The sequence below is a fragment of the Stenotrophomonas sp. YJH_SMC_33 genome (assembly GCF_059372295.1).
Map to the genome: position 1 here is coordinate 234,579 of NZ_JCAFVJ010000004.1, position 24,245 is coordinate 258,823.

General features: G+C 66.9%; 24 protein-coding genes. 13 read left to right on the plus strand and 11 right to left on the minus strand.

Features of this window, described 5'->3' with window-relative positions:
• The first annotated feature begins 171 nt into the window (after positions 1-171).
• On the plus strand, positions 172-1,023 hold the full coding sequence (locus AC5P9W_RS09400) for a hypothetical protein (protein ID WP_206621585.1): 852 nt from the start codon (positions 172-174) through the stop codon (positions 1,021-1,023).
• 55 nt (positions 1,024-1,078) lie between these two features.
• Here AC5P9W_RS09400 and AC5P9W_RS09405 read toward each other — a convergent pair whose 3' ends face one another.
• Positions 1,079-1,504 carry an organic hydroperoxide resistance protein gene (locus AC5P9W_RS09405; protein WP_180832489.1) on the minus strand — a complete coding sequence of 142 codons (426 nt, stop codon included), beginning with the start codon at positions 1,502-1,504 and terminating at the stop codon, positions 1,079-1,081.
• Between the two features lie 248 nt (positions 1,505-1,752).
• Between AC5P9W_RS09405 and pip the strand changes: the two genes are divergently transcribed.
• The 8 genes from pip to AC5P9W_RS09445 all read left to right on the plus strand — a co-directional run bounded on the left by pip (position 1,753) and on the right by AC5P9W_RS09445 (position 9,825).
• Positions 1,753-2,700: a prolyl aminopeptidase gene (gene pip, locus AC5P9W_RS09410; RefSeq protein ID WP_495219116.1), complete on the plus strand. Its 948-nt coding sequence runs from the start codon at positions 1,753-1,755 to the stop codon at positions 2,698-2,700.
• Positions 2,701-2,906: 206 nt separating this feature from the next.
• A complete protein-coding gene (locus AC5P9W_RS09415; RefSeq protein WP_021202331.1) occupies positions 2,907-3,206 on the plus strand; it encodes an EF-hand domain-containing protein in 300 nt (99 codons plus the stop codon).
• Positions 3,207-3,497: 291 nt separating this feature from the next.
• On the plus strand, positions 3,498-3,797 hold the full coding sequence (locus AC5P9W_RS09420) for a hypothetical protein (RefSeq protein WP_005413574.1): 300 nt from the start codon (positions 3,498-3,500) through the stop codon (positions 3,795-3,797).
• A 63-nt stretch (positions 3,798-3,860) separates the two neighbouring features.
• The gene (gene mgtA, locus AC5P9W_RS09425) at positions 3,861-6,620 is read left to right on the plus strand and encodes a magnesium-translocating P-type ATPase (RefSeq protein ID WP_206621582.1); all 2,760 of its coding nucleotides are present in this window, start codon (positions 3,861-3,863) and stop codon (positions 6,618-6,620) included.
• A 30-nt stretch (positions 6,621-6,650) separates the two neighbouring features.
• Positions 6,651-7,388 carry an MgtC/SapB family protein gene (locus AC5P9W_RS09430; RefSeq protein ID WP_021202328.1) on the plus strand — a complete coding sequence of 246 codons (738 nt, stop codon included), beginning with the start codon at positions 6,651-6,653 and terminating at the stop codon, positions 7,386-7,388.
• Between the two features lie 235 nt (positions 7,389-7,623).
• Entirely contained in the window at positions 7,624-8,679 is a 1,056-nt protein-coding gene (locus AC5P9W_RS09435) for a sensor histidine kinase (protein WP_019659806.1), read from the plus strand.
• On the plus strand, positions 8,672-9,313 hold the full coding sequence (locus AC5P9W_RS09440; RefSeq protein ID WP_021202327.1) for a response regulator transcription factor: 642 nt from the start codon (positions 8,672-8,674) through the stop codon (positions 9,311-9,313). Before AC5P9W_RS09435 ends, AC5P9W_RS09440 begins: the two co-directional genes overlap by 8 nt.
• The gene (locus AC5P9W_RS09445) at positions 9,310-9,825 is read left to right on the plus strand and encodes a DUF1697 domain-containing protein (protein WP_206621581.1); all 516 of its coding nucleotides are present in this window, start codon (positions 9,310-9,312) and stop codon (positions 9,823-9,825) included. Before AC5P9W_RS09440 ends, AC5P9W_RS09445 begins: the two co-directional genes overlap by 4 nt.
• A 101-nt stretch (positions 9,826-9,926) precedes the next feature.
• Here AC5P9W_RS09445 and AC5P9W_RS09450 read toward each other — a convergent pair whose 3' ends face one another.
• Entirely contained in the window at positions 9,927-11,099 is a 1,173-nt protein-coding gene (locus AC5P9W_RS09450; protein ID WP_171953039.1) for a low temperature requirement protein A, read from the minus strand.
• Between the two features lie 9 nt (positions 11,100-11,108).
• Positions 11,109-11,375 (minus strand): hypothetical protein, encoded by a 267-nt coding sequence (locus AC5P9W_RS09455; protein WP_021202324.1) that lies wholly within the window; start codon positions 11,373-11,375, stop codon positions 11,109-11,111.
• 203 nt (positions 11,376-11,578) lie between these two features.
• On the opposite strand from AC5P9W_RS09455, the gene blaL1 reads away from it, so the two are divergent.
• A complete protein-coding gene (blaL1, locus tag AC5P9W_RS09460; protein ID WP_206621580.1) occupies positions 11,579-12,448 on the plus strand; it encodes a L1 family subclass B3 metallo-beta-lactamase in 870 nt (289 codons plus the stop codon).
• A gap of 116 nt (positions 12,449-12,564) precedes the next feature.
• Here blaL1 and AC5P9W_RS09465 read toward each other — a convergent pair whose 3' ends face one another.
• Positions 12,565-13,101, minus strand: coding sequence for a DUF411 domain-containing protein (locus AC5P9W_RS09465; protein WP_019659812.1), 537 nt, complete (start codon positions 13,099-13,101; stop codon positions 12,565-12,567).
• 632 nt (positions 13,102-13,733) lie between these two features.
• On the opposite strand from AC5P9W_RS09465, the gene AC5P9W_RS09470 reads away from it, so the two are divergent.
• Positions 13,734-14,750 (plus strand): DUF4034 domain-containing protein, encoded by a 1,017-nt coding sequence (locus AC5P9W_RS09470; protein ID WP_021202322.1) that lies wholly within the window; start codon positions 13,734-13,736, stop codon positions 14,748-14,750.
• Positions 14,751-14,768: 18 nt separating this feature from the next.
• On the opposite strand, the gene AC5P9W_RS09475 is transcribed toward AC5P9W_RS09470, so the two are convergent.
• A complete protein-coding gene (locus tag AC5P9W_RS09475; RefSeq protein WP_206621579.1) occupies positions 14,769-17,051 on the minus strand; it encodes an FdhF/YdeP family oxidoreductase in 2,283 nt (760 codons plus the stop codon).
• Between the two features lie 244 nt (positions 17,052-17,295).
• Here AC5P9W_RS09475 and fdhD point away from each other — a divergent pair, with 244 nt between their 5' ends.
• A complete protein-coding gene (fdhD, locus tag AC5P9W_RS09480) occupies positions 17,296-18,144 on the plus strand; it encodes a formate dehydrogenase accessory sulfurtransferase FdhD (protein WP_206621578.1) in 849 nt (282 codons plus the stop codon).
• Between the two features lie 39 nt (positions 18,145-18,183).
• Here fdhD and AC5P9W_RS09485 read toward each other — a convergent pair whose 3' ends face one another.
• Positions 18,184-18,720 carry a carboxymuconolactone decarboxylase family protein gene (locus AC5P9W_RS09485; RefSeq protein ID WP_019659816.1) on the minus strand — a complete coding sequence of 179 codons (537 nt, stop codon included), beginning with the start codon at positions 18,718-18,720 and terminating at the stop codon, positions 18,184-18,186.
• 106 nt (positions 18,721-18,826) lie between these two features.
• Here AC5P9W_RS09485 and AC5P9W_RS09490 point away from each other — a divergent pair, with 106 nt between their 5' ends.
• Positions 18,827-19,723, plus strand: a complete 897-nt coding sequence (locus AC5P9W_RS09490; protein WP_206621577.1) for an AraC family transcriptional regulator — start codon at positions 18,827-18,829, stop codon at positions 19,721-19,723.
• A 332-nt stretch (positions 19,724-20,055) separates the two neighbouring features.
• Here the strand turns inward: AC5P9W_RS09490 and AC5P9W_RS09495 are convergent, their stop codons facing one another.
• From AC5P9W_RS09495 to AC5P9W_RS09515, 5 genes are all read right to left on the minus strand, one after another.
• Positions 20,056-20,619: a TetR/AcrR family transcriptional regulator gene (locus tag AC5P9W_RS09495; RefSeq protein ID WP_019659818.1), complete on the minus strand. Its 564-nt coding sequence runs from the start codon at positions 20,617-20,619 to the stop codon at positions 20,056-20,058.
• Positions 20,620-20,623: 4 nt separating this feature from the next.
• The gene (locus AC5P9W_RS09500) at positions 20,624-22,156 is read right to left on the minus strand and encodes an MFS transporter (protein WP_111098512.1); all 1,533 of its coding nucleotides are present in this window, start codon (positions 22,154-22,156) and stop codon (positions 20,624-20,626) included.
• Between the two features lie 181 nt (positions 22,157-22,337).
• Complete coding sequence (locus AC5P9W_RS09505; RefSeq protein ID WP_111098513.1) at positions 22,338-23,084, minus strand: hypothetical protein; 747 nt, start codon at positions 23,082-23,084, stop codon at positions 22,338-22,340.
• Positions 23,084-23,704 (minus strand): DUF3299 domain-containing protein, encoded by a 621-nt coding sequence (locus AC5P9W_RS09510; RefSeq protein ID WP_206621575.1) that lies wholly within the window; start codon positions 23,702-23,704, stop codon positions 23,084-23,086. The genes AC5P9W_RS09505 and AC5P9W_RS09510 overlap by 1 nt, the downstream gene beginning before the upstream one ends.
• The gene (locus tag AC5P9W_RS09515) at positions 23,694-24,245 is read right to left on the minus strand and encodes a DUF3299 domain-containing protein (RefSeq protein ID WP_021202315.1); all 552 of its coding nucleotides are present in this window, start codon (positions 24,243-24,245) and stop codon (positions 23,694-23,696) included. The genes AC5P9W_RS09510 and AC5P9W_RS09515 overlap by 11 nt, the downstream gene beginning before the upstream one ends.

Below are 24,245 nucleotides of genomic sequence, written 5' to 3' on the forward strand. Positions count from 1 at the left end.
TGGATGAAGAGCATGCAAGCCGGTGTTCGCCGCAGATGTAGGACGATGTCCAAAAGAGCCGGATGCGGTGTCGCATTCGTCCTGATGTGAACGCCACATTTCGAACTTGTCCGGTTCTTCCCCATGGCGACGTTGCCGAAGCTGGGTTCCTCTGTGAAGAAGGGCCACGCAATGACGTCACGACGACTGGGAGAACTGCTGTGGGCGCTGCGCCTGATCGGCCACCATGCCGGGCTGGAAGCGGGCTGCGCGGCGGCAGCCGTGCTGCCGCTGCGGGTGCACGCCCGGCTGGCGGAGTGCGCTTTCCGGCAGTTCGGGCCCTGGCTGTGCAGGCAGCGCCTGAACCGCACGCGGCACGCCCTGCTCCGCCTGGGCTGCCCCCCCGAACATGCTGCCAACCTGGCCCCGCACGTGCTCGCACGAGACTGGCTGCGCCGTGTCACCCGCAAGCGGCTGCATGCACTGCCTTTCGATGCACAACAGCAGTGGCTGCGCGGCATGCTCTGGCGTGATCCGCAGGCGCTGTGGGCCGCCGCCGGCGGGCGGCGCCGCGTGGTCTGCCTGCTGCCCAGTGGTGACCCGGAGCTGGCGATGGCTGCCCTGCTCGATCGCCCCGGCGCGCCCGCACACTACTTCCTCAACAGCCCCCATCGCGAGAACTCGCCGCCACATCGCGCGTTGAAGCAGCTGCAGCGCCGCGGCCACAGGCTGGACATCGGCCAGCCAGGCCAACACGGACGCGCATGGCGTCAGCTTCGACAAGGCGCGACCGTGCTGACCGTGCTGGGCCCGGAGCTGCTGGTGGCATCGTCGCCGGAACCGGCGCCGATCCGCCTGGCACGCCTGGCCGGGGTGCCGCTGATGCTGCTCGGACATCGCCAGGAGACGTCCGACGTCGGCACTGTGCACGTGCTGCGCGAATTTGCCCCGCACGAACTGCACGCCGGCACGCATGCCCTCCAGAGCGTGGCGCGCGCCTTCCTGGCCGATGCGCCGCACGACTGGCCGGATCTGGACCGGTAAAATGCAACGGCCGCAGCGTTGCCACTGCGGCCGCGGCTGCCCTTGAGCCGTGGCGTCAGGCCAGGATCAGAGCGACATTGATGTTGTTGCGGGTGGCGTGCGAATAGGGGCACACCACGTGTGCCTTGCGCACCAGGTCGTCGGCCACTTCACGGTTGACGCCCGGCAGCGATACGGTCAGGGCGACGTCGATGGCAAAGCCGGTGCTGACCGCGCCGATGCCCACGCGGCCGGTGACTGCCGCAGTGTCCGGAAGGGCCACGTGTTCCTGCCCGGCCACATAGCGCAGTGCGCCCAGGAAGCAGGCCGAATAGCCGGCGGCGAACAGCTGCTCCGGGTTGGTACCCGTGCCACCGGTACCACCCAGCTCCTTCGGCGTGGACAGCACGATGTCGAGCGACCTGTCAGACGACGTGGCATGACCCTCGCGGCCGCCGATAGCGGTGGCCTGGGCGGTGTAAAGGATCGATTCAATGCTCATGGAAGCTCCAATCAGAAAGGGTGGTCAGGTGCCCGCACATGCGGCACCCCTGCATCCTGTAGGGTGATACCCGGCACTTCCATCGGACAGCGACGATTGCCAATGCGTGGTGCGTCGACCTCCAATGGCCGTAGAGACAGCACGCATTGCTCATCCCGGATGGATGGCCTGGCAAAGAACACGCGTCAGCCCGTGCCGTGCCCCTTGCTGCAGCGCTATGCTGCCCGAAGTCCCTGAAGGCACCTGCCATGCGCTCTCTCTACCCCGCCATCGAGCCCTACCGCCAGTTCACCCTGCAGGTGAGCGATCTGCACACGCTGCACATCGAAGAGTGCGGCACGCCGGAGGGAATCCCGGTGGTGTACCTGCACGGTGGCCCGGGCGCTGGCGTTTCACCCACCCATCGCCGCTTCTTCGACCCGGCGCGCTACCGCATCGTGCTGATCGACCAGCGTGGCAGCGGCCGCTCCACGCCGTTTGGCGAACTGCGCGACAACACCACGCAGGACCTGGTGGCCGACATCGAGAAGGTGCGCGAGCACCTCGGCATCGAGCGTTGGTTGGTCTACGGCGGCTCCTGGGGTTCGACGCTGTCGCTGGCCTATGCACAGGCACATCCCGAGCGCGCCACGGGCCTGATCGTGCGTGGCGTGTTCCTCGGTCGTGAGATCGAGAACCGCTGGTTCGCCGAGGCCGACGGTGGTGCGCGCTGGATCTTCCCGGAGCGCTGGGACCGCTACGAGGCCTACATCCCGGAAGCCGAGCGTGGCGACTTGATCGCGGCCTATTGGACGCGCATGGATGGCCCGGATCAGTCAACCCGCATCGAAGCCGCGCAGGCCTGGCTGGGCTGGGAAGACAATGCGGCCACCCTGCAGCACGATGTGGATGCCGAATCCACCGACGACCCGCTGGATACGCTGGCGAAGGCCCGAATTGAAGCGCACTACTTCCGCAACGGCATCTTCCTGGAACAGAACCAGTTGCTGCGCGATATCGATCGCATCCGCCACCTGCCCGGCGTGATCGTGCAGGGGCGCTACGACATCATCTGCCCGCCGCGCAGTGCGTGGGATCTGGCCAAGGCCTGGCCGGAAGCCCGGCTGGAGATGGTGACCTCCGGCCACAGCGCGAACGAGCCGGCCACGGTGGATGCGCTGGTGCGGGCGACGGACGCCTTTGCCGACCGTTTCTGAGCAGATGGTAGTGCCGGCCGCTGGCCGGCATGCCACCGTTCGAGGGTTGCGTCGACTCCGCGCAATCGCTGCTGCGCGGCCCGGTGAATGGCGGCCCACCGGCAACGGTCCACGGCCCCATTCTTCGCAGCCCGCTTACAGCCACGCGCAGAAGATCCGGCGGTGACCACCGCACCGGTGGTTCGCCCTTTCCTCAGGAGCACACCATGACCGGTTATCGCTGCCTTCCCATCGCTCTCTCGCTATGTGGGGGCCTGCTGCTGGGCGCCTGTTCCAATCCCCAGGAGGCCAGCAAGGCCACCGCCGCCGAGGACGTGACAGAAGTAAGGCTCATCCCTGCCTACGAATCGCTGGACAAGGACAAGGACGGCATCGTCACGCTGGCCGAGGTGGATGCCGTGGCACCGGACTGGGCCGAACGACTGCACGCCTGCGACACCGACCGCAACAAGACGCTGAGCCGCGGCGAGTACGACGTGTGCAAGCAGACCAGCGCTTCGCATTGATCCATCATTGAGCCCTCGACTGGCGCTGCGCATGCCGGCTATACCAAGGTATAGCCGGGCTAACCCACGAGCCTCTAGGCCTGCCCCATTCAGGGGCGGACAATAGCGCCACTGGCCAGGGCAACCCTGGCTGGCACCCTCCCCTCATGGAGACGCAGATGGACCCCGACCCTGCTGGGCGCACCGCGCCCCGGATGACCGCTTGTTGCCTGTTCCTGGCGCCTGCCCGCCGGTCCCTGCCTGCCTGAGTGACGGGGGACCGCCAGGCGCCGCCTGTCTGGAGATCGCCCCATGTCCTACAAGATCCTCTACATCACCCTGCGCCGCCTGATCGGCGAGCGCGATGTCGCCGCCCTGCGCAGCCAGCTGCTGCAGCACGGCCCCGTGATGTTCGCCCGTTCGCTGTCACTCGGTTCGCCACGCGTGGTGGCCGACGCGCTGTCGCTGCTGCCGATCAGCGAGCGCATCACCGTGCTGCGCCACCTGCCCTATCCCCTGCGCGATGCAATGAAGCCGCTGTGCATCGGCGGCAGCCAGCGCCTGCACATGCAGCCGTGGTCGCCGGCAGTGCTGGCGATGCGCCACGCCTGATCTGCCTCACTCATTCCGTTCGTGTCCCGGCTGCGGCCGGCTCTGACATTCGAGGAGCGTCCCATGAGCCTGCTCAATGCCTGGTTCAACGCCTTCCTGCGCAGCCGTCGCGCAGGCAACCTGTTCCGCCGCCGCGCGATGCCCGAAGCCGGGTTTGGCCCGGGCAGCGCCGAAGCGGCGCCGTTCGCGCTCACCACCGGCCTGGTCACCCTTGCCCAGCAGGATGAAACCCAGCTGCTGACCACCTTGGAATCGCATGCCGATGGCCTCAGCCCGCATGAGGCCGAGGAGCGACTGGCCACGCTCGGCCCCAACGAGGTGGATCACGAAAAGCCGCTGCCGTGGTGGCGCCATCTGTGGCAGTGCTACCGCAATCCGTTCAACCTGCTGCTGACCGTGCTGGCGGCGGTGTCCTGGCTGACCGAGGACATCAAGGCGACGATCGTGATTGGCGCGATGGTGCTGTTGTCGACGCTGATCCGCTTCGTGCAGGAAGGTCGCTCGAACCGCGCCGCCGAGCGACTGAAGGCATTGGTCGGCAATACCGCACGCGTGCTGCGCCGCAATCCGGGCACCGAGGCTGCGGATGTGGCCGACCAGTACTTCGGCGCGCACCTGCACAGCCGGCGCCCGGCGCGCCTGCTGGACCTGCCGATCCGGGAACTGGTGCCCGGTGACCACATCGTGCTGTCGGCCGGCGACATGATTCCGGCCGACTGCCGCGTGCTGACTGCCAAGGACCTGTTCGTGGCACAGGCCGCGATGACCGGCGAGTCGCTGCCGGTGGAGAAGTTCGCGCACCCGGGCGACGGCCTGGCTGGCCTGCTGGAACAGCACAACCTGCTGTTCATGGGCACCAACGTGGTGTCCGGGACTGCCACCGCCGTTGTGCTGGCCACCGGCAACCGCACCTATTTCGGCACGCTGGCCCTGCGCAGCACGGCCACCGACCGTGCACCGACCGCGTTCCAGGCCGGCGTCAACAGTGTCAGCTGGCTGCTGATCCGCTTCGCGCTGGTGATGGTGCCGTTCGTGCTGCTGATCAACGGCTGGACCAAGGGCGACTGGACCGACGCATTCCTGTTCGCGCTGTCGGTGGCGGTGGGCCTGACGCCGGAAATGCTGCCGATGATCGTTACCTCCACCCTGGCCAAGGGTGCGGTGCTGCTGTCGCGGCGCAAGGTGATCGTCAAGCGCCTGGATGCCATCCAGAACTTCGGCGCGATGGAAGTGCTGTGCACCGACAAGACCGGCACCCTCACCCAGGACAGGATCGCGCTGGAGCGTCATACCGATGTGTTCGGCCAGGATTCGGAAGACGTGCTGAAGTTCGCCTATCTCAACAGCCACTTCCAGACCGGGCTGATCAACCTGCTGGACCGTGCAGTGCTGGAGCACGTGGAGCTGCAAAGCTCGCTGCGGCTGTCGCAGGACTACCACAAGGTGGATGAGATCCCGTTCGACTTCGAGCGCCGCCGCATGTCGGTGGTGGTGTCCGAGCGCGAGGACCATCATGAGCTGATCTGCAAGGGCGCGGTGGAGGAGATGCTGGCGGTGTGCAGCACCGTGCGCGAGAACGGCCAGGACATGCCGCTGGATGAACATCGCCTGGCCCGCGTGCGGCAGACCACCGAAGAGCTGAACGAACAGGGCCTGCGCGTGGTGGCGGTGGCGATGAAGGAGACCGCCGCGAGCCAGACCACCTATTCGCAGGCCGACGAATGTAGCCTGACCCTGGTCGGCTACGTCGCCTTCCTGGACCCGCCGAAGGAATCGGCAGCGCAGGCGCTGCAGGCGCTGGCTGCGCATGGCGTGGAGGTCAAGGTGTTCACCGGCGACAACGAACTGGTGACCGCCCGCGTCTGCGCGCAGGTGGGGCTGGACGCCGATACCATCCTGACCGGTCCGCAGATCGAGCGCATGGATGACGGCGCGTTGTCGCGGGCACTGCACCACCACCGCGTGTTCGCGCGGCTGACGCCGCTGCACAAGGAACGGCTGGTACGCGAGCTGCGCGCCAAGGGCAAGGTGGTCGGCTTCCTCGGTGACGGCATCAACGATGCCCCGGCACTGCGTGCGGCCGATATCGGCATCAGCGTGGACAGTGCAGTGGACATCGCCAAGGAGGCGGCTGACATCATCCTGCTGGAAAAGAACCTGATGGTGCTGGAGGAAGGTGTCATCCAGGGCCGGCGCACGTTCAACAACATGCTGAAGTACATCCGCATGACCGCCAGCTCCAACTTCGGCAACGTGTTCTCGGTGCTGGTGGCCTCGGCCTTCCTGCCGTTCCTGCCGATGCTGCCGCTGCAGCTGCTGGTGCAGAATCTGCTGTACGACATCTCGCAGATCGCCATTCCTTTCGACAACGTGGATGAGGAACTGGTACGCAAGCCGCTGAAGTGGAACCCGGCGGACATCGGCCGCTTCATGGTGTTCTTCGGGCCGATCAGCTCGCTCTTCGACCTGACCTGTTTCGCGCTGATGTGGTACGTGTTCGATGCGCGCACCGCCGGCGACCAGAGCCTGTTCCAGTCCGGCTGGTTCGTGGTCGGCCTGCTGACCCAGACCCTGATCGTGCACATGATCCGTACGCCGAAGGTACCGTTCCTGCAGAGCATCGCCGCGCCGCCACTGCTGCTGATGACCGGCCTGATCATGGCCATCGGCGTGGCTCTGCCAATGAGCCCGCTGGCCGGTTACTTCAAGCTGCAGGCGCTGCCGGCTGGCTACTGGCCGTTCCTGGTGGCGATCCTGTTCGGCTATGCGGTGCTGACCACCGCGCTGAAGAAGTTCTACATCCGCCGGTACGGCTGGCAGTAAACGCCCGCCGCTTGTCCAGGGAGAAACACAATGGACATCAATCCCAACCTGCCGGCCTTCAACGCCGGCGCGACCTTGAGCTCGCTGATCAGCCTGTCGGTGGCGTTCGTGCTGGGCACGGTCATCGGCCTGGAGCGGCAGCTGCGCCAGCGCACCGCAGGCCTGCGCACCAACACGCTGGTGGCGGTGGGCGCGGCAGTCTTCGTCGATCTGGCGGTGCGCTTCCATGACCTGTACGGTGGTCCACCCTCGCCGCTGCATGTGGTGGCCTATGTGATCTCCGGCGTCGGCTTCCTCGGCGCCGGTGCGATCATGAAGGACGGCGCCCAGGTGTCCGGCCTGAACACCGCCGCCACCCTGTGGGGCTCGGCGGCGGTGGGTGCGTGTGCCGGCATCAAGCTGCTGCCCGAAGCGGTGCTGGCGGCAGTGTTCGTGCTGGCCGCCAACACCCTGCTGCGGCCGGTGGTGAACCGCATCCAGCGGCAGCCGCTGCCGGAAGCGTTCAGCGAGGCGACCTATGCGATCAACGTGGTCTGCCAGCGCGAGCAGCAGGCCGAGGTACTGGACCGGCTGTTGCTGCTGCTTGAGCAGGCGCAGTACCCGGTGCGCGCGGTGGACCAGCGGCCATTCGGCGAGCGTGACGTGGAGATCGAAGCGGTGCTGTATGCCACCACGGTGGATGCCGGTGAGCTCGATGCCGTGCTGGCCACGCTGGCGACCACGCCCGGTGTGCTGCAGGGCTTCTGGAACGCCAGCCTTGAGGAGTAGTGCCGGCCGCCGGCCGGCAACCCCATGATCCCCGGACGCACCGCGCATCGCTTTGGTGGGTGCCGACCGTTGGTCGGCACAAACCCTCATCGCCCCCGCCATTCACTTGCTGTGCCGACCAACGGTCGGCACCTACCAGGAGTCGGCACCCACCGCACGAGAGCACGCCGACCAAGGTCGGCATCCAACGGTGATGGCTTTGCTATCCTTTTCCCCCACGCAAGGGAGCTCCCCGATGCCATCGCTGTCGCCCCGCCGCCCGCTGGTGCTGCTGGCCCTGATCGTCGTGATGGCGGCGATCTTCCTGATCGACACCGTCACCGATTATGCGGTTGCCGCGGCCTGCTTCTATGCAGCGGTCATCCTTGCGGCGTCGCGCGTGCTGGGCGCGCGCGGGCTGATCACCCTGGCCATCGCCTGCATCGCGCTGACCGGGTTGAGCTTCTTCCTGACCCGCTTCGGCACCTACCGCATCGGCCTGGTCAACTCGGTGATCGGCATGCTGGTGATCGGCATCACCACCTATCTCGCTCTGAACATGGAAGCGGCCAAGGCCGCAGTGCAGGAAGCGCAGGGCCGCCTGCTGCGGGTGGCACGCGCGTCCACCGTGGGCGAGCTCACCACCTCCATCGCCCATGAAGTCAACCAGCCACTGGCCGCAATCGCCAGCAGCGCCGAAGCCTGCCAGCGCTGGCTGGCGCAGGACCCGCCGAACGTGGACAAGGCCCGGCAGACCGTGGCCCGCATCCTCGCCGACGCGCACCGCGCCGGTGACGTGATCGCCCGCATCCGCGGCCTGACCCAGGGCGCGGCACCGGAACGACGCGCCTTCGACCTGAACCAGGCGGTGGAGGAAATGCTGGCGCTGTCGCGCAGCGAACTGAACCGGCATGGCGTGGCCGTAGCCCTGCTGCTGGACCCCGACCTGCCACAGGTACACGCCGACCGCGTGCAGGTGCAGCAGGTGATCGGCAACCTGATCCTCAATGCAGTGGATGCAATGGAAGCCATACCCGCAGGCGACCGGCGTCTGTCGCTGCTGACCCGGCGCGACGGCCAGCGTGTCAGCCTCAGCGTACGCGACCGTGGCGTCGGCCTGCCCGCCGACCATCCCGAACGCGTCTTCGATGCGTTCTGGACCACCAAGTCACACGGGCTGGGCCTGGGCCTCAGCCTGAGCCGTTCGATGATCGAAGCCAACGACGGCCAGATCCGCGCCGAACGGCCGGCAGGCGGCGGTGCCTGCTTCGTGTTCGACCTGCCCATCGTCACGGATGCCCAACATGCGTAGGCCCGCTACCCCTGCCGTCGATCCGGCACCCATCGTGTATGTGGTCGACGACGATCCGTCGGTGCGCGCGGCGCTGGAAGACCTGCTGGCATCGATGGGCTTGCGGGTGCACGCCTTTGCATCGACCCAGGCGTTCCTTGAACACGACCTGGTAGACGCACCGGCCTGCCTGGTGCTGGACGTGCGCATGCCCGGCCAGAGCGGCCTGGAATTCCACCGCACGATGGGCAACCATGGGTTGCGGCTGCCGGTGGTGTTCATCACCGGCCACGGCGACATCGCCATGGGTGTCAACGCAATCAAGGACGGCGCCATCGAATTCCTGACCAAGCCCTTCCGTGACCAGGAGCTGCTCGATGCCATCCACAGGGGCATCGAGATCGACCGCCAGCGCCGCCGCGACGGCGACGTGCTGGGCGCCCTGCAGCAGCGCTGGGATTCATTGAGCGCGGGCGAGCGCGAGGTGGTCGATGGCGTGGTGCGCGGCCGCCTCAACAAGCAGATCGCCGCTGACCTCGGGGTCAGCGAGATCACGGTCAAGGTGCGTCGTGCGCAGGTGATGCGCAAGATGGGCGCGCGCACCCTGGTTGACCTGGTACGCATGTACGACCGCCTGCAGGCGGGGACGCCATGAACGCCTACGTCGCCTTGCTGCGCGCGGTCAACGTCGGCGGCACCGGCAAGCTGCCGATGCGCGAACTGGTGGAGATGTGCGAGGACGCAGGCTTCGCCGATGTCCGCACCTACATCGCCAGCGGCAACGTGGTGTTCCGCACCTCGCTCGACGAGGCGGGCGTGCGCCAGGCCCTCGGCGAGCGGCTCAAGGTCTATGCTGGCAAGCCGGTGGGCGTGCTGGTGCGCTCGGCCAACGAGATCGCCGGCGTGGTGGCGCGCAATCCGTTTCCGCAGGCCGCCGGTAACCGTGTGGTGGCATTGTTCCTCGATGCCAGCCTCCCCGCCGATCCCTTGGACGGCGTGACCGGCCGGCGTGACGAACAGCTCGCACTCGGCACGCGCGAGATCTTCGTTCATTACGGTGCTGGCATGGCCGACTCGCGCCTGCGGATGCCCTATGCCCAGCAAGGCACTGCCCGCAACATGAACACGGTGGGCAAGCTTGCCGCGATGGTCGCCGCGTTGGCCTAGCCTGCCAGCATTTCTTGTGCAGCGGTGCTGAAGTCGAGTGTCAGTTGACTGCTCGGCGCTTGCGCTCGATGGCGGCTGGAGCGCTTTGCTGACGCAACGGATCACGCCCGCTGCAGGCGACGCTTCAACCGCGTATCCATCAACCCCACGGCCAGCAGCACCGCACTGGTCAGCCAACCGGCGGCCAGCAGATGGCTGTGCGGCAAGACCACGCCCAACACGACCAGCGCCATGGCACCGAACAGATGCGAATACGGGGCGCGCCCGTACACAACGCGCTTGTAGAGGGCGCTGCCAAGCAGGTAGATCAACGGCCCGGCGGCCAGCACCGCTGCATACACCGGCGTCACCGCCGCTTCCGGGTGATCCATCACCAGGTCGTTGCCCACCGCGGTGGCGATGATGCCGGCGATCAGCAATGCATGCACATAATGGAAGTTGGCCCCCATCCGTCCGGGGTCTTCCGCGTGGGTGATGGCCTCTGTGGCATCGTGGCTGGAGATGCCGAAGTACAGCCACCACATGGCAATCGTGCCGGCGAAGGTGGCCAGCACCGCCGATACCACTTCAAGGTCCCAGTGCTCGACGTCGCTGAGCACACCCCCGGTGGCCAGCAACGTCTCACCCAGTGCGACGATGACGAACAGCTGGCAGCGTTCGGCCAGGTGCCCCCCCTCAATGGTCCAGTCGCGAGTGTGCGAACGACCCATGCCCGGGAACGCGAAGCCAAACATCGGCGAGATGTATTCGCAGGCCACCGCCATCGCCCACAGTGCCAGCCGCAGGTGGCCCTCGGCCGCCGCGCCGGCCAGCCAGAAGCAGGCCGACACGCTGACCCAGGCCAGCATGCGGCGGAAGTTCGGAGCCAACGGATGGTTGCGGCCGACCTCCAGCAACACGAACGCGGTGCGTCCGACCTGCATCGTGGCGTACGCCCCGGCGAAGATCCACGCACGATCGGCGAATGCCTCGGGAATGGACGAGGACATCAACAACGCCAGCAGCATGGTGGCGAACATCAGGCCCCGGATGCGCGGCGCCTCCGGGTCGAACCAGTTGCTGACCCAGCACGCGTATTGCCAGCCGAGCCAGACCGCGAACCACAGCACCAGGGTCTGCAGCACGCCGGCCAGGTCCAGGTGATGCAGCAGATGGTGGCTGAGCTGGGTGACCGCGAACACGTAGACCAGGTCGAAGAACAGTTCTTCGTAGGTCACGCGGGCATGATGGCCATCGCGGTGGCGCAGCGCGGGCAGGCGCAGTCGGGTACTCATGCAACTCCTTCAGCGCGCCAGGCGCCAGTACAGGAAACCGGCCAGCAGCGACGGCACGGCGAACACCAGCAGCAGGATCGGCAGCTCTTCGCGTACTGCGTAACCGGCCCTGCTGACCCCCACCCACATGTTGGCCACGGCCACCAGAAGCCAGGTGGCGATGAAGGCGATCAGCGCCGTGGGCAGCTGCGAGGTGCCCACGCTCCAGAGGCGGCCAAACAGCAGGAACACCCCTAGCAGGAGCACGCCACCCAGCATCACCATGAGCACATGCATGGTCCACCTCCTTGAGACTGAAAGCAGGCTAGCCCCGGCCGATTCTGCGCTCCAGCCTGTGGAGATGGATTCACAATCCACAGCAAGCGAACAATCCCTGCATCGACTGCGGCGGAGCTTATCGCAGCCATGAATTATTCGCGAAACGGCCCGCCCAGGGTACGTGCTAGCTTCATCGGCCCCAGTCCAGACACCTTTCTGCCATGCGCCTCTGCCTGACTACCCTCGCCCTGGCTGCCACGCTTGCCTTTGATGTCACTGCCGCCGACGAACCGCTGCCCCAGCTCCGGGCCTACACGGTGGACAGTTCATGGCTGCAGCCGATGGCACCGCTGCAGATTGCCGACCACACCTGGCAGATCGGCACCGAGGACCTGACCGCGCTACTGGTGCAGACCGCCGACGGTGCGGTGCTGCTGGATGGCGGCATGCCGCAGATGGCCGGTCATCTGCTGGACAACATGAAGGCACGCGGGGTGGCAGCACAGGATCTACGGCTGATCCTGCTCAGCCATGCGCATGCCGACCATGCCGGCCCCGTGGCGGAACTGAAGCGCCGTACCGGTGCAAAAGTGGTGGCCAACGCCGAATCGGCCGCGCTGCTGGCGCGCGGTGGCAGCAACGACCTGCACTTTGGCGACAGCATCACCTTTCCGCCGGTCAGCACCGACCGCATCATCATGGATGGCGAGGTGGTCAACGTGGGCGGCATCGCGTTCACCGCGCACTTCATGCCGGGACACACCCCGGGCAGCACTGCCTGGACCTGGACCGATACCCGCGATGGCAAGCCGGTGCGCATCGCCTATGCCGACAGCCTGAGCGCGCCGGGCTACCAGCTCCAGGGCAACGCCCGCTATCCCCGCCTGGTCCAGGACTACCGACGCAGCTTCGCCATGGTGCGCGGCCTGCCCTGCGACCTGTTGCTGACTCCGCATCCGGGCGCCGGCAACTGGAACTATGCTGCTGGCAGCAACGCCAGCGAGAAGGTACTGAGCTGCAAAGCCTACGCGGATGCGGCCGAGAAGAAGTTCGACGCCCAGTTGGCCAAGGAAACGGCCACGGCACGCTGATCCTGTAGAGCCGAGCCCATGCTCGGCTTGCCGGCCAAACACAGCCGAGCATAGGCTCGGCTCTACACAAGACGCGTCGGAGAGTGCCGGTCAGGACGACCGGCACCCTCCGTCCATCAGCCGCCCTGACCGTGCTGGGCAAACGGCTCGGTGCTGCCGTCGGTGCGCACCAGCTCGACGGTGTACGGCTGCACGTAGCCGTCCGGCATTTCCATGCCCGGCGAACCGGCTGGCATGCCGGGCAGCACCAGCCCGCGCGCGGCCGGGCGTTCGGCCAGCAGGCGCTTGATGTCCTCGGCCGGGATGTGACCCTCGACCACGTAACCGCCGATCTCGGCGGTATGGCAGGAGGCCTTGCCGACCGGCACGCCCAGGCGGACCTTGATTGGATTCATGTCATCGGTGTCGCGCACATCGACCTGGAAGCCGGCGGCCTTCAGGTGGTCGACCCAGATGCCGCAGCAACCGCAGCTGGCGGTCTTGTGCACGATGGCGACCGGCAAGGCTGGATCGATCTTGGCCGGGCTGGCCTGGGCCGGTGCCGGTGCTTCGCTGGCGACCGGTGCCGCGGAGGATTCTTCGGCGGCACGAGCGCAGGCGGTCGTGGCCAGCACGGTGCCCAGCAGCAGGCCGAGGGAAAGAGTACGGTTCATTGAGTGATTCCTTTGCAGAGGCGGGCAAAGCGGCCCGCCACCCACGCATTGAAGGCGCAGGTAGCGTTGAGAGAAAGTCGAACAGTCATGGCAGGCGCTTGAGGCCTGCAGGAATTCACGCGATGGGGGGACGCAACGGATCCGGCATCAACGGGGGCGCGCGTTGCTGGCTACTGGCTGGAGCGGGCGCCTCGCGCCAAAGGGAGGCTGGTGTCCCGTTCAGCGTTGCCAACATGCCCAAGCACGCCGGCGGGCATTCGCACTGGCCACTCTGGCAAGCCGCCGGACCTGCATCATCGCAACACCCCGCCGAAGCTATCCCGGCCGAGTGCGGTGCCACGCAATGGTCCTGGCTGGCCGGACCGCTGTAGGAAGACGCGGCGAGCGCCAGCGCCGGTGCATTCAGCACCAGGGCAACAAGCAGCATCCATCGCAGCAGCAGGCCAGGCAGGTTCACCCGCCGATGATAGCCGATGCACAACTGCACAGCATGGGGTGGCAGCGCCCACGCCCGCCTGGCAGCCACGCTGCCGACTTGCGCGACGGCCCCTGCTATGGCGAGATGGCGATCGTGGCCCACTGCCTTGCCATGCCCCTGTCCCTGACACGGAGTTTCTCCCATGAATGGATTCATGCGAACACTGCTTGTGATGCTGTTGTTGTCGTGCGCGACCATCGCCCACGCCGGTGCATCCGGTGAAGATGAAGCAAGCGAACGCGCCGAAGTCTCCCGGCAGGCAAAGCAACTGCTGGAGAAGCAGGATTTCGCCAGACTGGAGCAACTCGCCAGTCGTTACCGGGATACGGATCGCTACTTCAGCAGCGGTGTCTGGAAGCTCTCGGCGTACTACGTTGGCATCGGCTATGCCTTCAGCATGAGCAACCGTGACCCGGCCTACTGGCAGGGTCGCGAGAAACTCGTGCAGGCATGGATCTCGCGCTACCCCAGGTCGCCGTCGGCGCGCCTGGCCATGGCTGAGATGCTCAGCCGCCAAGGCTGGAGCATCCGCGGCCCCGGCTATGCAAATACGGTGAAGGAAGAGGACTGGGCACCGTTCAAGGCGCTGCAGCAGCAGGCCGTTGACTACCTGCTGAAGTACAAGGACATCGCCAGCACGGACCCGTACTGGTACGAGTCGATGGAACACCGGGCGATCGAACAGAGTTGGGATGCAGACCGCTTCTTCGCATTGCATGACGAAGGCATCGCGCGCTATCCGGGCTACTTCCCGCTCTACTTTGCTGCCGTGCGCTATTTCGCTCCGAAGTGGGGCGGCGATCCGGCTGGCCTGGAAGCCTATGCACGCAGGGTCATGGCTGCGGCCCCACCGCAGGACCAATACATGCTGTACGCCCGTATCTACTGGGTCGCCTCGCAGCGGGAGTACGAGGACCGTTTGTTCACCGAGTCGAAAGTGAACTGGCCGACCATGAAACGCGGCTTCGAAGACGTGCTGTCACGTTATCCCTCGCCATGGAACCTGCAATCATTCGCCTACTTCGCCTGCCAGGCCAATGATCCCGTCAAGGCCCGTGAACTGCTGGCACAGATCCAGGAACCGATCGTGGGCGCCTGGCGGGATAGCGCCAACTATTTCCGTTGCTCCTTTGCGCTGGATGAACCCAATCCACATGCCGGAAGCCCATAGGACTGGATTGATCCACTGCTAGGTGACCGCCGGCATCGCCCGCATCCGCACCGGGATCGACTTGGCTGCGGGGGTGCCGCTGATCCGGTCGTGGTAATCCAGCGGCAGCAACGGGTTCAGTTCGGGGTAGTAGCCGGCCAGCGCGCCGCGCGGCATCGGGTAATCGAGCACGGTCAAGCCTTCGATGCGTCGCTGCACGCCATCACTGCTGATCGTCTCCAGGCTGACCAGCGCCTCCTTCCGCAGCCCGCGCGCCAGCCGGTCCTCGATGTTCATGAACAGCACCATGCGATCGTTGTACACGCCGCGATAGCGATCGTTGTAGCTGTAGATGGTGGTGTTGTACTGATCGTGCGAGCGCACGGTGGCCAGCCGCAGCATGTCGGGGTCGTGAACCGGATCATCCACGTCCAGGCCAGGCATCACCAGGATGTTGGCCTTGCCATTGGGCGTGGGCCAGACGCGGCGACGCGGCGGGATATCCAGATGGAAGCCGTGCGTCTGCTGGATGCGCTGGTTGAAGCCGGTGTAGATCTCCGGGTACACGGCCGCGATCAACTCACGGATGTGTGCGTAGTCGTGCATGCAGCCTGCCCAGTCGACCCTGCTGCGTGGCAGCGTGGCCATCGCCATGCGACAGACGATCTCGACCTCGGGCAACACATCGGGGCTGACCGGCTCGAGTACGCCCCGCGAGGCGGTCACATTGGACATCGCGTCTTCAATGGTGATGAACTGCTCGCCGGCCGGCGTGACGATGCGCTCCGAGCGCGCCACCACCGGCAGGATCAGCGCATCGCGGCCATGAACAAGATGCCCACGGTTGAGCTTGGTAGCGATGCCCACGGTCAGGTCCAGGCCACGCATTGCCTCGTACGCGCGCGGTGTATCAGGCACCGCATGAATGAAGTTGCCACCCAGGCCGATGAACACCTTGGCACTGCCATCCAGCATCGCCTCGATCGACTCGACCACGTGATGGCCATGCTCGCGCGGCGGGTCGAAGCCGAATACCTGCTGCACGCGGTCCAGGTAGGCCGGCTTCGGCTTTTCATCGATGCCGACAGTGCGGTCGCCCTGCACATTGGAATGGCCCCGGATCGGCCCGATGCCAGCACCGGGCTTGCCGAAGTTGCCACGCAGCAACAGCAGGTTGGCGACCTGCTGCAGCAGGCGCGAGCCGTACTGGTGCTGGGTCAGCCCCATGCCGTAGCAGATCACGGTGGCATTGGAGCGGATGTAGATCTCCGCACAGCGACGGATCTGCGCCTGCGAAATGCCGGACACCTGTACGATCTGATCCCAGTCCTGCGCCATCACGTCGTCGCGCAGCGCCACCAGGCCCACCGTGTGTTCGGCGAGGAATGCATGGTCGAGCACGCGCTCGCCCTGCGCCTCGCGCTCGAACATCACCTTCATCATGCCCTTGATCAGGGCCAGGTCGCCGCCGATGCGGATGTGCACGAACTCGCTGCTGATCTCTGTCGAACCGAACGTGGCCATCTGCACCACGTCCTGCGGTTCTGCGAAGCGGATCAGCGCGCGCTCGGGCATCGGGTTGACCGCCACGATCGGAATGCCGCGTTTGCGTGCCTCCACCAGGTTGCTCATCATCCGCGGCGAATTGGTGCCGGTGTTCTGGCCAATCACGAAGATGGCCTCGGCGTGATCGAAATCCTGCAGCACGATGGTGCCCTTGCCCACCCCGATGGCCGGCGGCAGCCCGCGGCTGGTCGGCTCGTGGCACATGTTCGAGCAGTCCGGGAAATTATTGGTGCCGAACTCGCGCACGAAGATCGAATACAGGAACGCCGCTTCGTTGGGCGTGCGCCCGGAGGTGTAGAACTCGGCCTGGTGAGGACTGTCCAGTGCCCGCAGGTGACGGCCGATCAGTGCGAAGGCATCGTCCCAGCTGCACGGCACATAGTGATCGGTCGCAGCGTCGTAGCGCATCGGCTCTGTCAGCCGCCCCTGCATCTCCAGCCAGTAGTCGGTCTGCGCCATCAGCTCGGTCACGGTGTGCCGGGCGAACAGCTCACGACCGGCACGGAACTGCGTGGCTTCCCAGGCCAGTGCCTTCGCGCCGTTCTCGCAGAACTCCAGCTTCCTGCGTTCGTTGGCATCGGGGAACGCACAGCTGGGGCACTTGAAGCCACCGGGCTGGTTCATCGCCAGCAGCGCCTTCGACCCCTTGCCGATGACACTCTGCTGCAGCAGCACCTTGGCCGTGGCACCAGCGGCACCCCAGCCTCCGGCCGGCTGGTTGTAGGGCTTGTAGCGCGGCGGTTTCTGCTCGGACATGTTCGGGAACCTGGCGGAAGGAACGCAACAACGAACGGCACAACGCGGTCCGGCGGTGCATTCAGTGGCACGACCAGCCGCACAGTCAAGCACGGCCCGCGGCGCTTCGCCAGAGGGCACAGGCTGTTTTCAGCACAACCTGCCATGGCAACGGTTACAGCCGAGTCTGCGCGCGACCACTGCGCTATCCTCGAAACCGCAGGCGGTGGCCCGCCCGCGTTTCTCCCCTGTCCGGACGCGCTGCATGCCTGATTCGATCCCGCTGCACACCCCGCCTGCCGGCACCGCCCAACGCCCGTTGCAGCGCTGGCGCGGCGGCACGCAACAGCAGCAGGTCGACGTGGTGGCCGAGGAAGTGCCGGTGGCGCTGCGCTACAACGATGCCGCCTTTGCCGTGATGATGGCCACACCCTGTGATCTGGAGGACTTCGCACTCGGATTTTCGCTCAGCGAAGGCCTGATCAGTGCGCCCTCGCAGCTGCTGTCGATCGATATCCACCCACAGCTGGAAGGCATCGAGCTGCAGATGACCGTGGACGAGGCTGCGCCCGGCGCAAACCTCGACCCCGACAAGGGGCGCCTGCTGCCCGGCCGTGGTGGCTGTGGCCTGTGCGGCACGCGCCAGCTGGAAGAAGTGCTGCGCCCACTGCCGCAGATCCGCGAGCGCCGCAGCTATTCCGCCACCGCCCTGCAGCGGGCGTTGGCCAGCCTGGCGCAGCGCCAGCCGATGAATGCGGCAAGCGGCTCGATCCACGCCGCGGCCTGGGCCGACGCCAGTGGGCGCATCGGCTGGGTACGCGAGGACGTGGGCCGCCACAATGCACTGGACAAGCTGATCGGTGCCCTGCACCACAATGAACACGCCATCGAAGGCGGCCTGCTGGTGATTTCCAGCCGGGCCAGCTACGAGATGGTCAGCAAGGCAGTGCGCGCCGGCGCCAGCGTGCTGGCGGCGGTGTCCGCGCCGACCGCGCTGGCGATCGATCTGGCCCGCAGCGCCGGCCTGTGCCTGGTCGGGTTCGCGCGGGAAAGCGGGTTCAATGTGTATACCCATCCGGAGCGGCTGCAGGCGCACGACGGCCACGCCCGCTGAGGATGGCCGGGAGCACTGCGTCCCCCGGCCCGGTACACCTCAGCGCAGCGCGACCTTCGGGAAGTCCACCGGCACGTCGAACGCCACGTTGACGTAGTTGGTGAACAGGTTGAGCGCCACATGCGCGAGGATCTCGACGACCTGCTCATCATCGAAGCCAGCCGCGCGCAGCGCCTGCACGTCGCCGTCGGCGATCTGCGCACGCTGCTCGACCACCTTCAACGCGAAGTCGAGCGCCGCCGCAGTGGCCGGGTCGCTGGACTGGCCGATCTGCGCGGCAGCCATCTGCTCGCTGCTGGCGCCGGCCTTGCGGCCCAATGCCGTGTGCGCGGCCAGGCAGTACTCGCAGGCGTTGCGGTTGGCGATGGCCACGGCGATCTGCTCGCCCAGCAGCGGCGACAGGCGACCGCCGCCCAGCGCGCCGAACGAACCCCACATGCTCTGCAGGGCAGCCGGCGAGTTGGCCACGGCGCGGAACATGGCCGGGGTGGCGCCGAAGGCAGCGTGGACCTGGCCCAGCAGGGCCTGGCGGTCGGCGGTGGTGTTGGCGGCATCGATCAGGGGGACACGGGACATGGTGGATCTCCTTGGGAAAGCGCCCGGGATTGGACGACCCGCCCATCCTAGGTAGACTCCCTGGACGTAACATCCTCAATGCGCCACATATGTTGTCCATACGTCCATGAGCATGCGCGCCGCCACCCCTGCGCCAGATCGACTCTCCTCCCTGCTGGAACGCTTCCGGGTGCAGGCGGCCCTGTTCCACAGTGGCCCGCTGTGCGGGCAGCATGTCTTCGAGCCGCAGCCCGGTCGTGCGTTCCTGCACATCCTGCGCCAGGGTGAGATGGAAGTCCGTCATCCTGGGGGCGATAGCACGCTGCCCCGGTTGAAGATCGATACACCCAGCCTCCTGCTGTATCCGCAGCCGCTGCACCATGTGTTCTTCAACGCTCCGCTGGACGGCCCGGATTTCACCTGTGCCACGCTGGATTTCGATGGTGGCGCGCGCAATCCGATCGTGCAGTCACTGCCACCGGTGATGGTGGTGCCGCTGGCCGCGATCACCGAACTGGATGACACCCTGCAGCTGCTGTTCGCCGAAGCCGATCGCCAGCGCTGCGGGTCACGGCTGCTGACCAACCGCCTGTTCGAGGTGGCGCTGATCCAGATCCTGCGCTGGGTGATCGACCACCCGGATGCAGCCGGCGTCAGCCACGGGTTGATGCGGGGGCTGTCCGATGCGCGGCTGGCACGCGCGCTGGTGGCGATGCACCAGGCACCGCAGGACGAATGGACGCTGCCGCGCATGGCCGCGACCGCCAGCATGTCGCGCAGCGCGTTCGCGGCCGTGTTCAAGGACGTGATGGAGGCAACGCCAGCCAGCTACCTGCTGGACTGGCGGCTGAGCCTGGCCTGCGCGCAGCTGCGGGCAGGCGTGGCGGTCAAGCAGGTGGCGATCGAGGTGGGGTTTGCCGATACCGCCTCGCTGTCGAAGGCGTTCCGCAAGCGATTGGGGGTATCGCCGAGGGCGTGGCTGGCCGCGAGCGCCGCGCAGGCTGGGCAGACGCGCGAGCGGTAGAGTCGACTGTCAGTCGACTAGCGCGCGAAGCGCGGGGTTTTCGTTGTCTGACCGAAGGGCAGTCGACTGACAGTCGACTCTGCCGAAGCGCATTTTGGTGGCCTGACCGAAGGGCAGCCGACCAGCGGTCGGCTCTACCACGAGCGATGTCTGCGCGCCGGCGGGCCGCTCAACTGGACGTTCCGTCATTCTCGCTGTCGAAGGCGTTCCGCAAGCGGCTCGGGGCCAGGCTGGGCAGACGCGCGAGCAGTAGAGTCGACTGTCAGTCGACTAGCGCGCGAAGCGCGGGGTTTTCGTTGTCTGACCGAAGGGCAGTCGACTGACAGTCGACTCTACAAGTGCGGTGATCCGTCAGACTTCGCCAACAGCCCGGCGATGCGCTCGGCAACACGGGCGCGCACGCCTGCATCCAGCTGGCCTTGGTACATCGCCTCGTAGATCCACAGGCCATCGGCGGCCAGCCGCGCCACGAAATTGTCGAGCGCTGCGCTGTCTTCCGCTGTACCCGCCTCCGGCGGCAGCGGTGCCCAGCGACGCACCGCCGGTCCCCACGGGCGCTCTTCGGCGTCCGGGTCGGCCGATTCGAGCATGAACATCAGCTCGGCACGGGTGGCGCTCTGGGCAGACACGCGCACGAAGGTCTGGTAACGCTCCAACGCAGTGGCCTGCTCGGCGGTCTTGCCCAGCAATGCTTCCATCGACGTCTCCCAGGCCTGTACCAGGTGTTCGTCGATCCCCCGCAGCAGCGCCTCGCGCGACGGGAAGTGGTACAGCAGGCCACCACGTGTCAGCTGGGCCTCGGCCGCCACCGACTCGAAGGTCACCGCGCGCACGCCGTCACGATTGATCACGTTGACGGCGGCGTCGAGGATGCGATCGCGCTTGCTGGTTCTCATCGCTTCATTTTACGCGATCGGCCGCGCCCTCGCGGCTGCCGACGCGGCCGCGCAGCAGGCGCGCGATGATCGCCGCACCCAGCGCCAGCATCGCCATGATCACCAGCAGCACGATCTGGTAGCCACGGTCATACGCGGCCGCAGCCAGTGCGAACCACTCGCCCTGCCCGCTCTCGCACGCGGCATGCAGCGCCTGGGTGAAACCCTCGCGGGCAAGCGCCGGCATATCGGCCGAGACCGGCAGGAACGCGCTGTACATTGCGGCACTCAGGCTGCCCAGCATCGCCACCGCCAGCAGGCCACCGAACTCATAGGACACTTCTTCCACCGACGAGGCCATGCCCGCACGGTGCGCCGGCACGTTGTTGAGGATGGCGGTGGACGCCACCGAGATGGCCGAACCCATACCGAAGCCGGTGATGGCCATGCCAGCCACCACCCAACCAAGGCCGTGCGGGAAGCCGAAGGCCACCACGCCGACGCCCAGCGCACCCGCAGCCAGGCCGCCACAGATCAGCGGGCGCAGGCCCACCCGGTGCAGGATGCTGCCGCCCAGCAGCGCACTGGGCAGGCTGCCCAGCGCCGCCACCGACACCAGCAGGCCCGCCTGCAGCGGCGTAAAGCCTGCCACCAGCTGGAAGCGCTGGGTGGTGACCAGCTGCAGGCCGGCCATCGCGAACAGGGTGAACACCGCCGACAGCGTGCCAGCCAGGAACGCCGGATTGCGAAAGATCGCGAAGTCCAGCAGCGGGTACGGCAACTGCTGCTGGCGGCGTGCGAACGCCGCACCGCTGATGACGGCCAACAGCAGCGCGCCTGCACCCAGCGCATACGACGGCGGCGTAGCGATCAGCGACTTGATCGCCAGCACCAGGCCCGACAGTGCAGCCAGAGCCAGCAGCGACGAAACCAGGTCCCATGGCCGCGAGGTGTCGCGCTGGCCTTCCGGTGCCAGCAGCAGCGTGGCCACGAAGGCGACCACCACCACCGGCACGTTGATCAGGAACACCGAGCCCCACCAGAAGTGCCGCAGCAGCCAGCCGCCAATGATCGGGCCGAGCGCCGCACCGACGATGGCCACCGAACCCCAGATCGCGATGGCGATGTTGCGTTCGCGCTCTTCGTGGAAGCTCAGGCCGATCAGCGCCAGCGTGGCCGGCATCATCGCGGCCGCGCCGACCGCCAGGAACGCGCGTGCGGCAATCAGCTGCGCTGCGGTGTCGGCGAACGCCGCCGCCAGCGAGGCCACGCCGAACACCACCAGGCCGATCAGGAACATGCGGCGGTGGCCGATGCGGTCGCCCAGCGTACCCGCACCCAGCAGCAGGCCGGCCATCACCAGCGGATAGGCGTTGATGATCCACAGCGCCTGGCCGGCACTGGCCGAGAGTTCTTCGGTCAGCGTGGGCAGTGCGGTGTAGAGCACGGAGTTGTCGAGCGTGACCAGCAGCAGGCCGGCGGCGACGGTGAACAGCAGTGCCCAGCGACGGGCACGCGACAGGGCCGGAGCACCGGCCAGGGGCTGGGACAAAGCCATGGGAGAACCTGGTGGGGTGGAATACGGCCATAACTATACCGGATGTCCTGTATAGTTATGACCTTCAAAGCCCACCGATTCAGCTTTTGTAGAGGCGGGCTTGCTCGACTGCGCCGCCAGCCAGGCATGGCCTGGCTCTACTGAAGCGGGCCAGGGGTGGCCTGGCACTGTGGGTGGACGCTCACCGGCAGTCTTCGGGCAGCACGGCAACCGCCGACACCACCGCGCTCTGCATGCCCTGCCCCACGGCGGCGTCCAGCTCGCCGCCGATGCCACCGTGCTGGCGCCGCAGTTCGTCCTCGCACAGGCCGCGCACCCGCGCACGGGCATTCGCGCGCAGGCTGCTGCACCGCCAATCGGTACCGCCCAATGGCAACACCGAATACACCACGCTGTTGCAGGCATTGCCGGCACGCTGCTGCAACGGCAGTCCACCAAAATCCCGCGGTTCGCTGCTGCGCTGCGGGTCGAAGTAGCTGTCCGGAAACGTGCGCGCATACTGTTCGATGTCCACGGCCATGCTGCGCCCACCGGCCAACGGCATCTGCAGCGGCTGGCCGCATGGCGTCGCATCGGCGCGATGCTGGATGTACTGGTAGATCGGTCGGTCCAGCGCTGGATCCTGCTGGGTCACCGCACTCACCGCCGCCAGCACCGGCAGTGACGCACGATTGGCCATGCGCGCCAGCAGCCCGGCCTGCGCCGGCTGGCAGCGGTCGCGCAGGGTCGCCGCGAGCAGGAACAGCACGTCGTTGCGGAACGCGGGGTCATCACCCAGACGCTGTTCGATACGCTGGCTGGCATCGGACGCCGGTGCCGGAAACGCGACCGCCGGCGGCGCGGTGGGTGCGCGCTGCCGCTGCCACCACACCAGCAGCACAACTGCGCCCAGCAGCACCCCGGCAGCCATGATCCGGCGCCGGCGCATCAGTTGTGGATCGCCGTCAGCGTGGCTGCCGCGGCATCGTAGGACGCGCTGGCGATGTCCGCGTCGAAACGCTTCACCTGCAGGCGGCCGGCAAGCCGGTACGGATCCCACAGATCGCCCAGCGCGATCGGCGTCGCCAGGGTCACGTGGATGATCTGGTTGGGTGGCGGCGGCGGCACGTGGATGCAGGCCCCGTAGAACGGCACGAACAGCAGTTCATCGACCAGGCCGGCATCGTTGGTGCCGAGCGGTACCACGTAACCATCCAGATCCACCACGCGACCATCGACAGCGTCGACCACGCGCGAAGAGCCGAACTGCTTGGCCCGGTCCGGGCTGGAATGGTCGATCTCCTGCCCCGGCGGCGTGCCTGAGCCGGTGTCGTCGATCAGCCCGCCCACGCCGTCCATGCCACCGCGTGACAGGCCGATCTGCGGCGGCGGGCGCTGGTAGGTCACTTCGTCGGGCCGCAACGCGTCCCAGCGGTCGATGGGGGCTTCGGCCGTGGCGGAGGGCGCCGGTTTGTCCTGCGGCGTGACCACCACGGCGTCGCCGCCCGGCGCCGTACAGCCTGCCAACCCGACGCACCCCAGTACCAGCAGCAGGCAACTACGGTTCATAGGGCCTCAACTGTGCGTCACGCATGGTGTAGGCCGAACCGGCCAGATCGTCGTCCAACCGTTCGGCGCGCAGGGTGCCGGCCAGGAAGAACGGCGAGTACATGTCGGGCATCTCGATCGGGCGCGGCAGCACCACGTGCACGATCTGGTTCGGTGGTGGTGGTGGCACGTGGATGCAGGCGCCGTAGTACGGCACGAACAGGAATTCGGTCAGCCGCCCGTCCTGCGCGTTGGCCAGCGGTACCACGTAGCCCGGCAGGCGCACCGGTCGCTGCAGCACCGTCTCCACCGTACGGAACGTACCGAACTGCGGCATGCGCCGGTTGCCGCTGTGCTCGACCTCCGGGCCCTCGCCCCGCTCCAGCGCGGCCAGTTCGTCCTTGGGCATCATCTGCAACCAGTCCAGCTCCTGCTCCACAGCGCCTGCAGGCTCATCGCGGTCGACGACCGGCGAGGGTGGCAAGGCCTGTACGCCGGTATCCACCGGCCGCTCACAGGCGGCCAGCGCCAGCACCATTGCCGCTACCCGCATCCATCGCAT

Excerpts from the sequence above, each read along its gene's own strand:
- AC5P9W_RS09400 (WP_206621585.1), top strand. The coding sequence starts at position 172 with ATGACGTCACGACGACTGGGAGAACTGCTGTGGGCGCTGCGCCTGATC.
- AC5P9W_RS09405 (WP_180832489.1), bottom strand. The coding sequence starts at position 1,504 with ATGAGCATTGAATCGATCCTTTACACCGCCCAGGCCACCGCTATCGGC.
- pip (WP_495219116.1), top strand. The coding sequence starts at position 1,753 with ATGCGCTCTCTCTACCCCGCCATCGAGCCCTACCGCCAGTTCACCCTG.
- AC5P9W_RS09415 (WP_021202331.1), top strand. The coding sequence starts at position 2,907 with ATGACCGGTTATCGCTGCCTTCCCATCGCTCTCTCGCTATGTGGGGGC.
- AC5P9W_RS09420 (WP_005413574.1), top strand. The coding sequence starts at position 3,498 with ATGTCCTACAAGATCCTCTACATCACCCTGCGCCGCCTGATCGGCGAG.
- mgtA (WP_206621582.1), top strand. The coding sequence starts at position 3,861 with ATGAGCCTGCTCAATGCCTGGTTCAACGCCTTCCTGCGCAGCCGTCGC.
- AC5P9W_RS09430 (WP_021202328.1), top strand. The coding sequence starts at position 6,651 with ATGGACATCAATCCCAACCTGCCGGCCTTCAACGCCGGCGCGACCTTG.
- AC5P9W_RS09435 (WP_019659806.1), top strand. The coding sequence starts at position 7,624 with ATGCCATCGCTGTCGCCCCGCCGCCCGCTGGTGCTGCTGGCCCTGATC.
- AC5P9W_RS09440 (WP_021202327.1), top strand. The coding sequence starts at position 8,672 with ATGCGTAGGCCCGCTACCCCTGCCGTCGATCCGGCACCCATCGTGTAT.
- AC5P9W_RS09445 (WP_206621581.1), top strand. The coding sequence starts at position 9,310 with ATGAACGCCTACGTCGCCTTGCTGCGCGCGGTCAACGTCGGCGGCACC.
- AC5P9W_RS09450 (WP_171953039.1), bottom strand. The coding sequence starts at position 11,099 with ATGAGTACCCGACTGCGCCTGCCCGCGCTGCGCCACCGCGATGGCCAT.
- AC5P9W_RS09455 (WP_021202324.1), bottom strand. The coding sequence starts at position 11,375 with ATGCATGTGCTCATGGTGATGCTGGGTGGCGTGCTCCTGCTAGGGGTG.
- blaL1 (WP_206621580.1), top strand. The coding sequence starts at position 11,579 with ATGCGCCTCTGCCTGACTACCCTCGCCCTGGCTGCCACGCTTGCCTTT.
- AC5P9W_RS09465 (WP_019659812.1), bottom strand. The coding sequence starts at position 13,101 with ATGAACCGTACTCTTTCCCTCGGCCTGCTGCTGGGCACCGTGCTGGCC.
- AC5P9W_RS09470 (WP_021202322.1), top strand. The coding sequence starts at position 13,734 with ATGCGAACACTGCTTGTGATGCTGTTGTTGTCGTGCGCGACCATCGCC.
- AC5P9W_RS09475 (WP_206621579.1), bottom strand. The coding sequence starts at position 17,051 with ATGTCCGAGCAGAAACCGCCGCGCTACAAGCCCTACAACCAGCCGGCC.
- fdhD (WP_206621578.1), top strand. The coding sequence starts at position 17,296 with ATGCCTGATTCGATCCCGCTGCACACCCCGCCTGCCGGCACCGCCCAA.
- AC5P9W_RS09485 (WP_019659816.1), bottom strand. The coding sequence starts at position 18,720 with ATGTCCCGTGTCCCCCTGATCGATGCCGCCAACACCACCGCCGACCGC.
- AC5P9W_RS09490 (WP_206621577.1), top strand. The coding sequence starts at position 18,827 with ATGAGCATGCGCGCCGCCACCCCTGCGCCAGATCGACTCTCCTCCCTG.
- AC5P9W_RS09495 (WP_019659818.1), bottom strand. The coding sequence starts at position 20,619 with ATGAGAACCAGCAAGCGCGATCGCATCCTCGACGCCGCCGTCAACGTG.
- AC5P9W_RS09500 (WP_111098512.1), bottom strand. The coding sequence starts at position 22,156 with ATGGCTTTGTCCCAGCCCCTGGCCGGTGCTCCGGCCCTGTCGCGTGCC.
- AC5P9W_RS09505 (WP_111098513.1), bottom strand. The coding sequence starts at position 23,084 with ATGCGCCGGCGCCGGATCATGGCTGCCGGGGTGCTGCTGGGCGCAGTT.
- AC5P9W_RS09510 (WP_206621575.1), bottom strand. The coding sequence starts at position 23,704 with ATGAACCGTAGTTGCCTGCTGCTGGTACTGGGGTGCGTCGGGTTGGCA.
- AC5P9W_RS09515 (WP_021202315.1), bottom strand. The coding sequence starts at position 24,245 with ATGCGATGGATGCGGGTAGCGGCAATGGTGCTGGCGCTGGCCGCCTGT.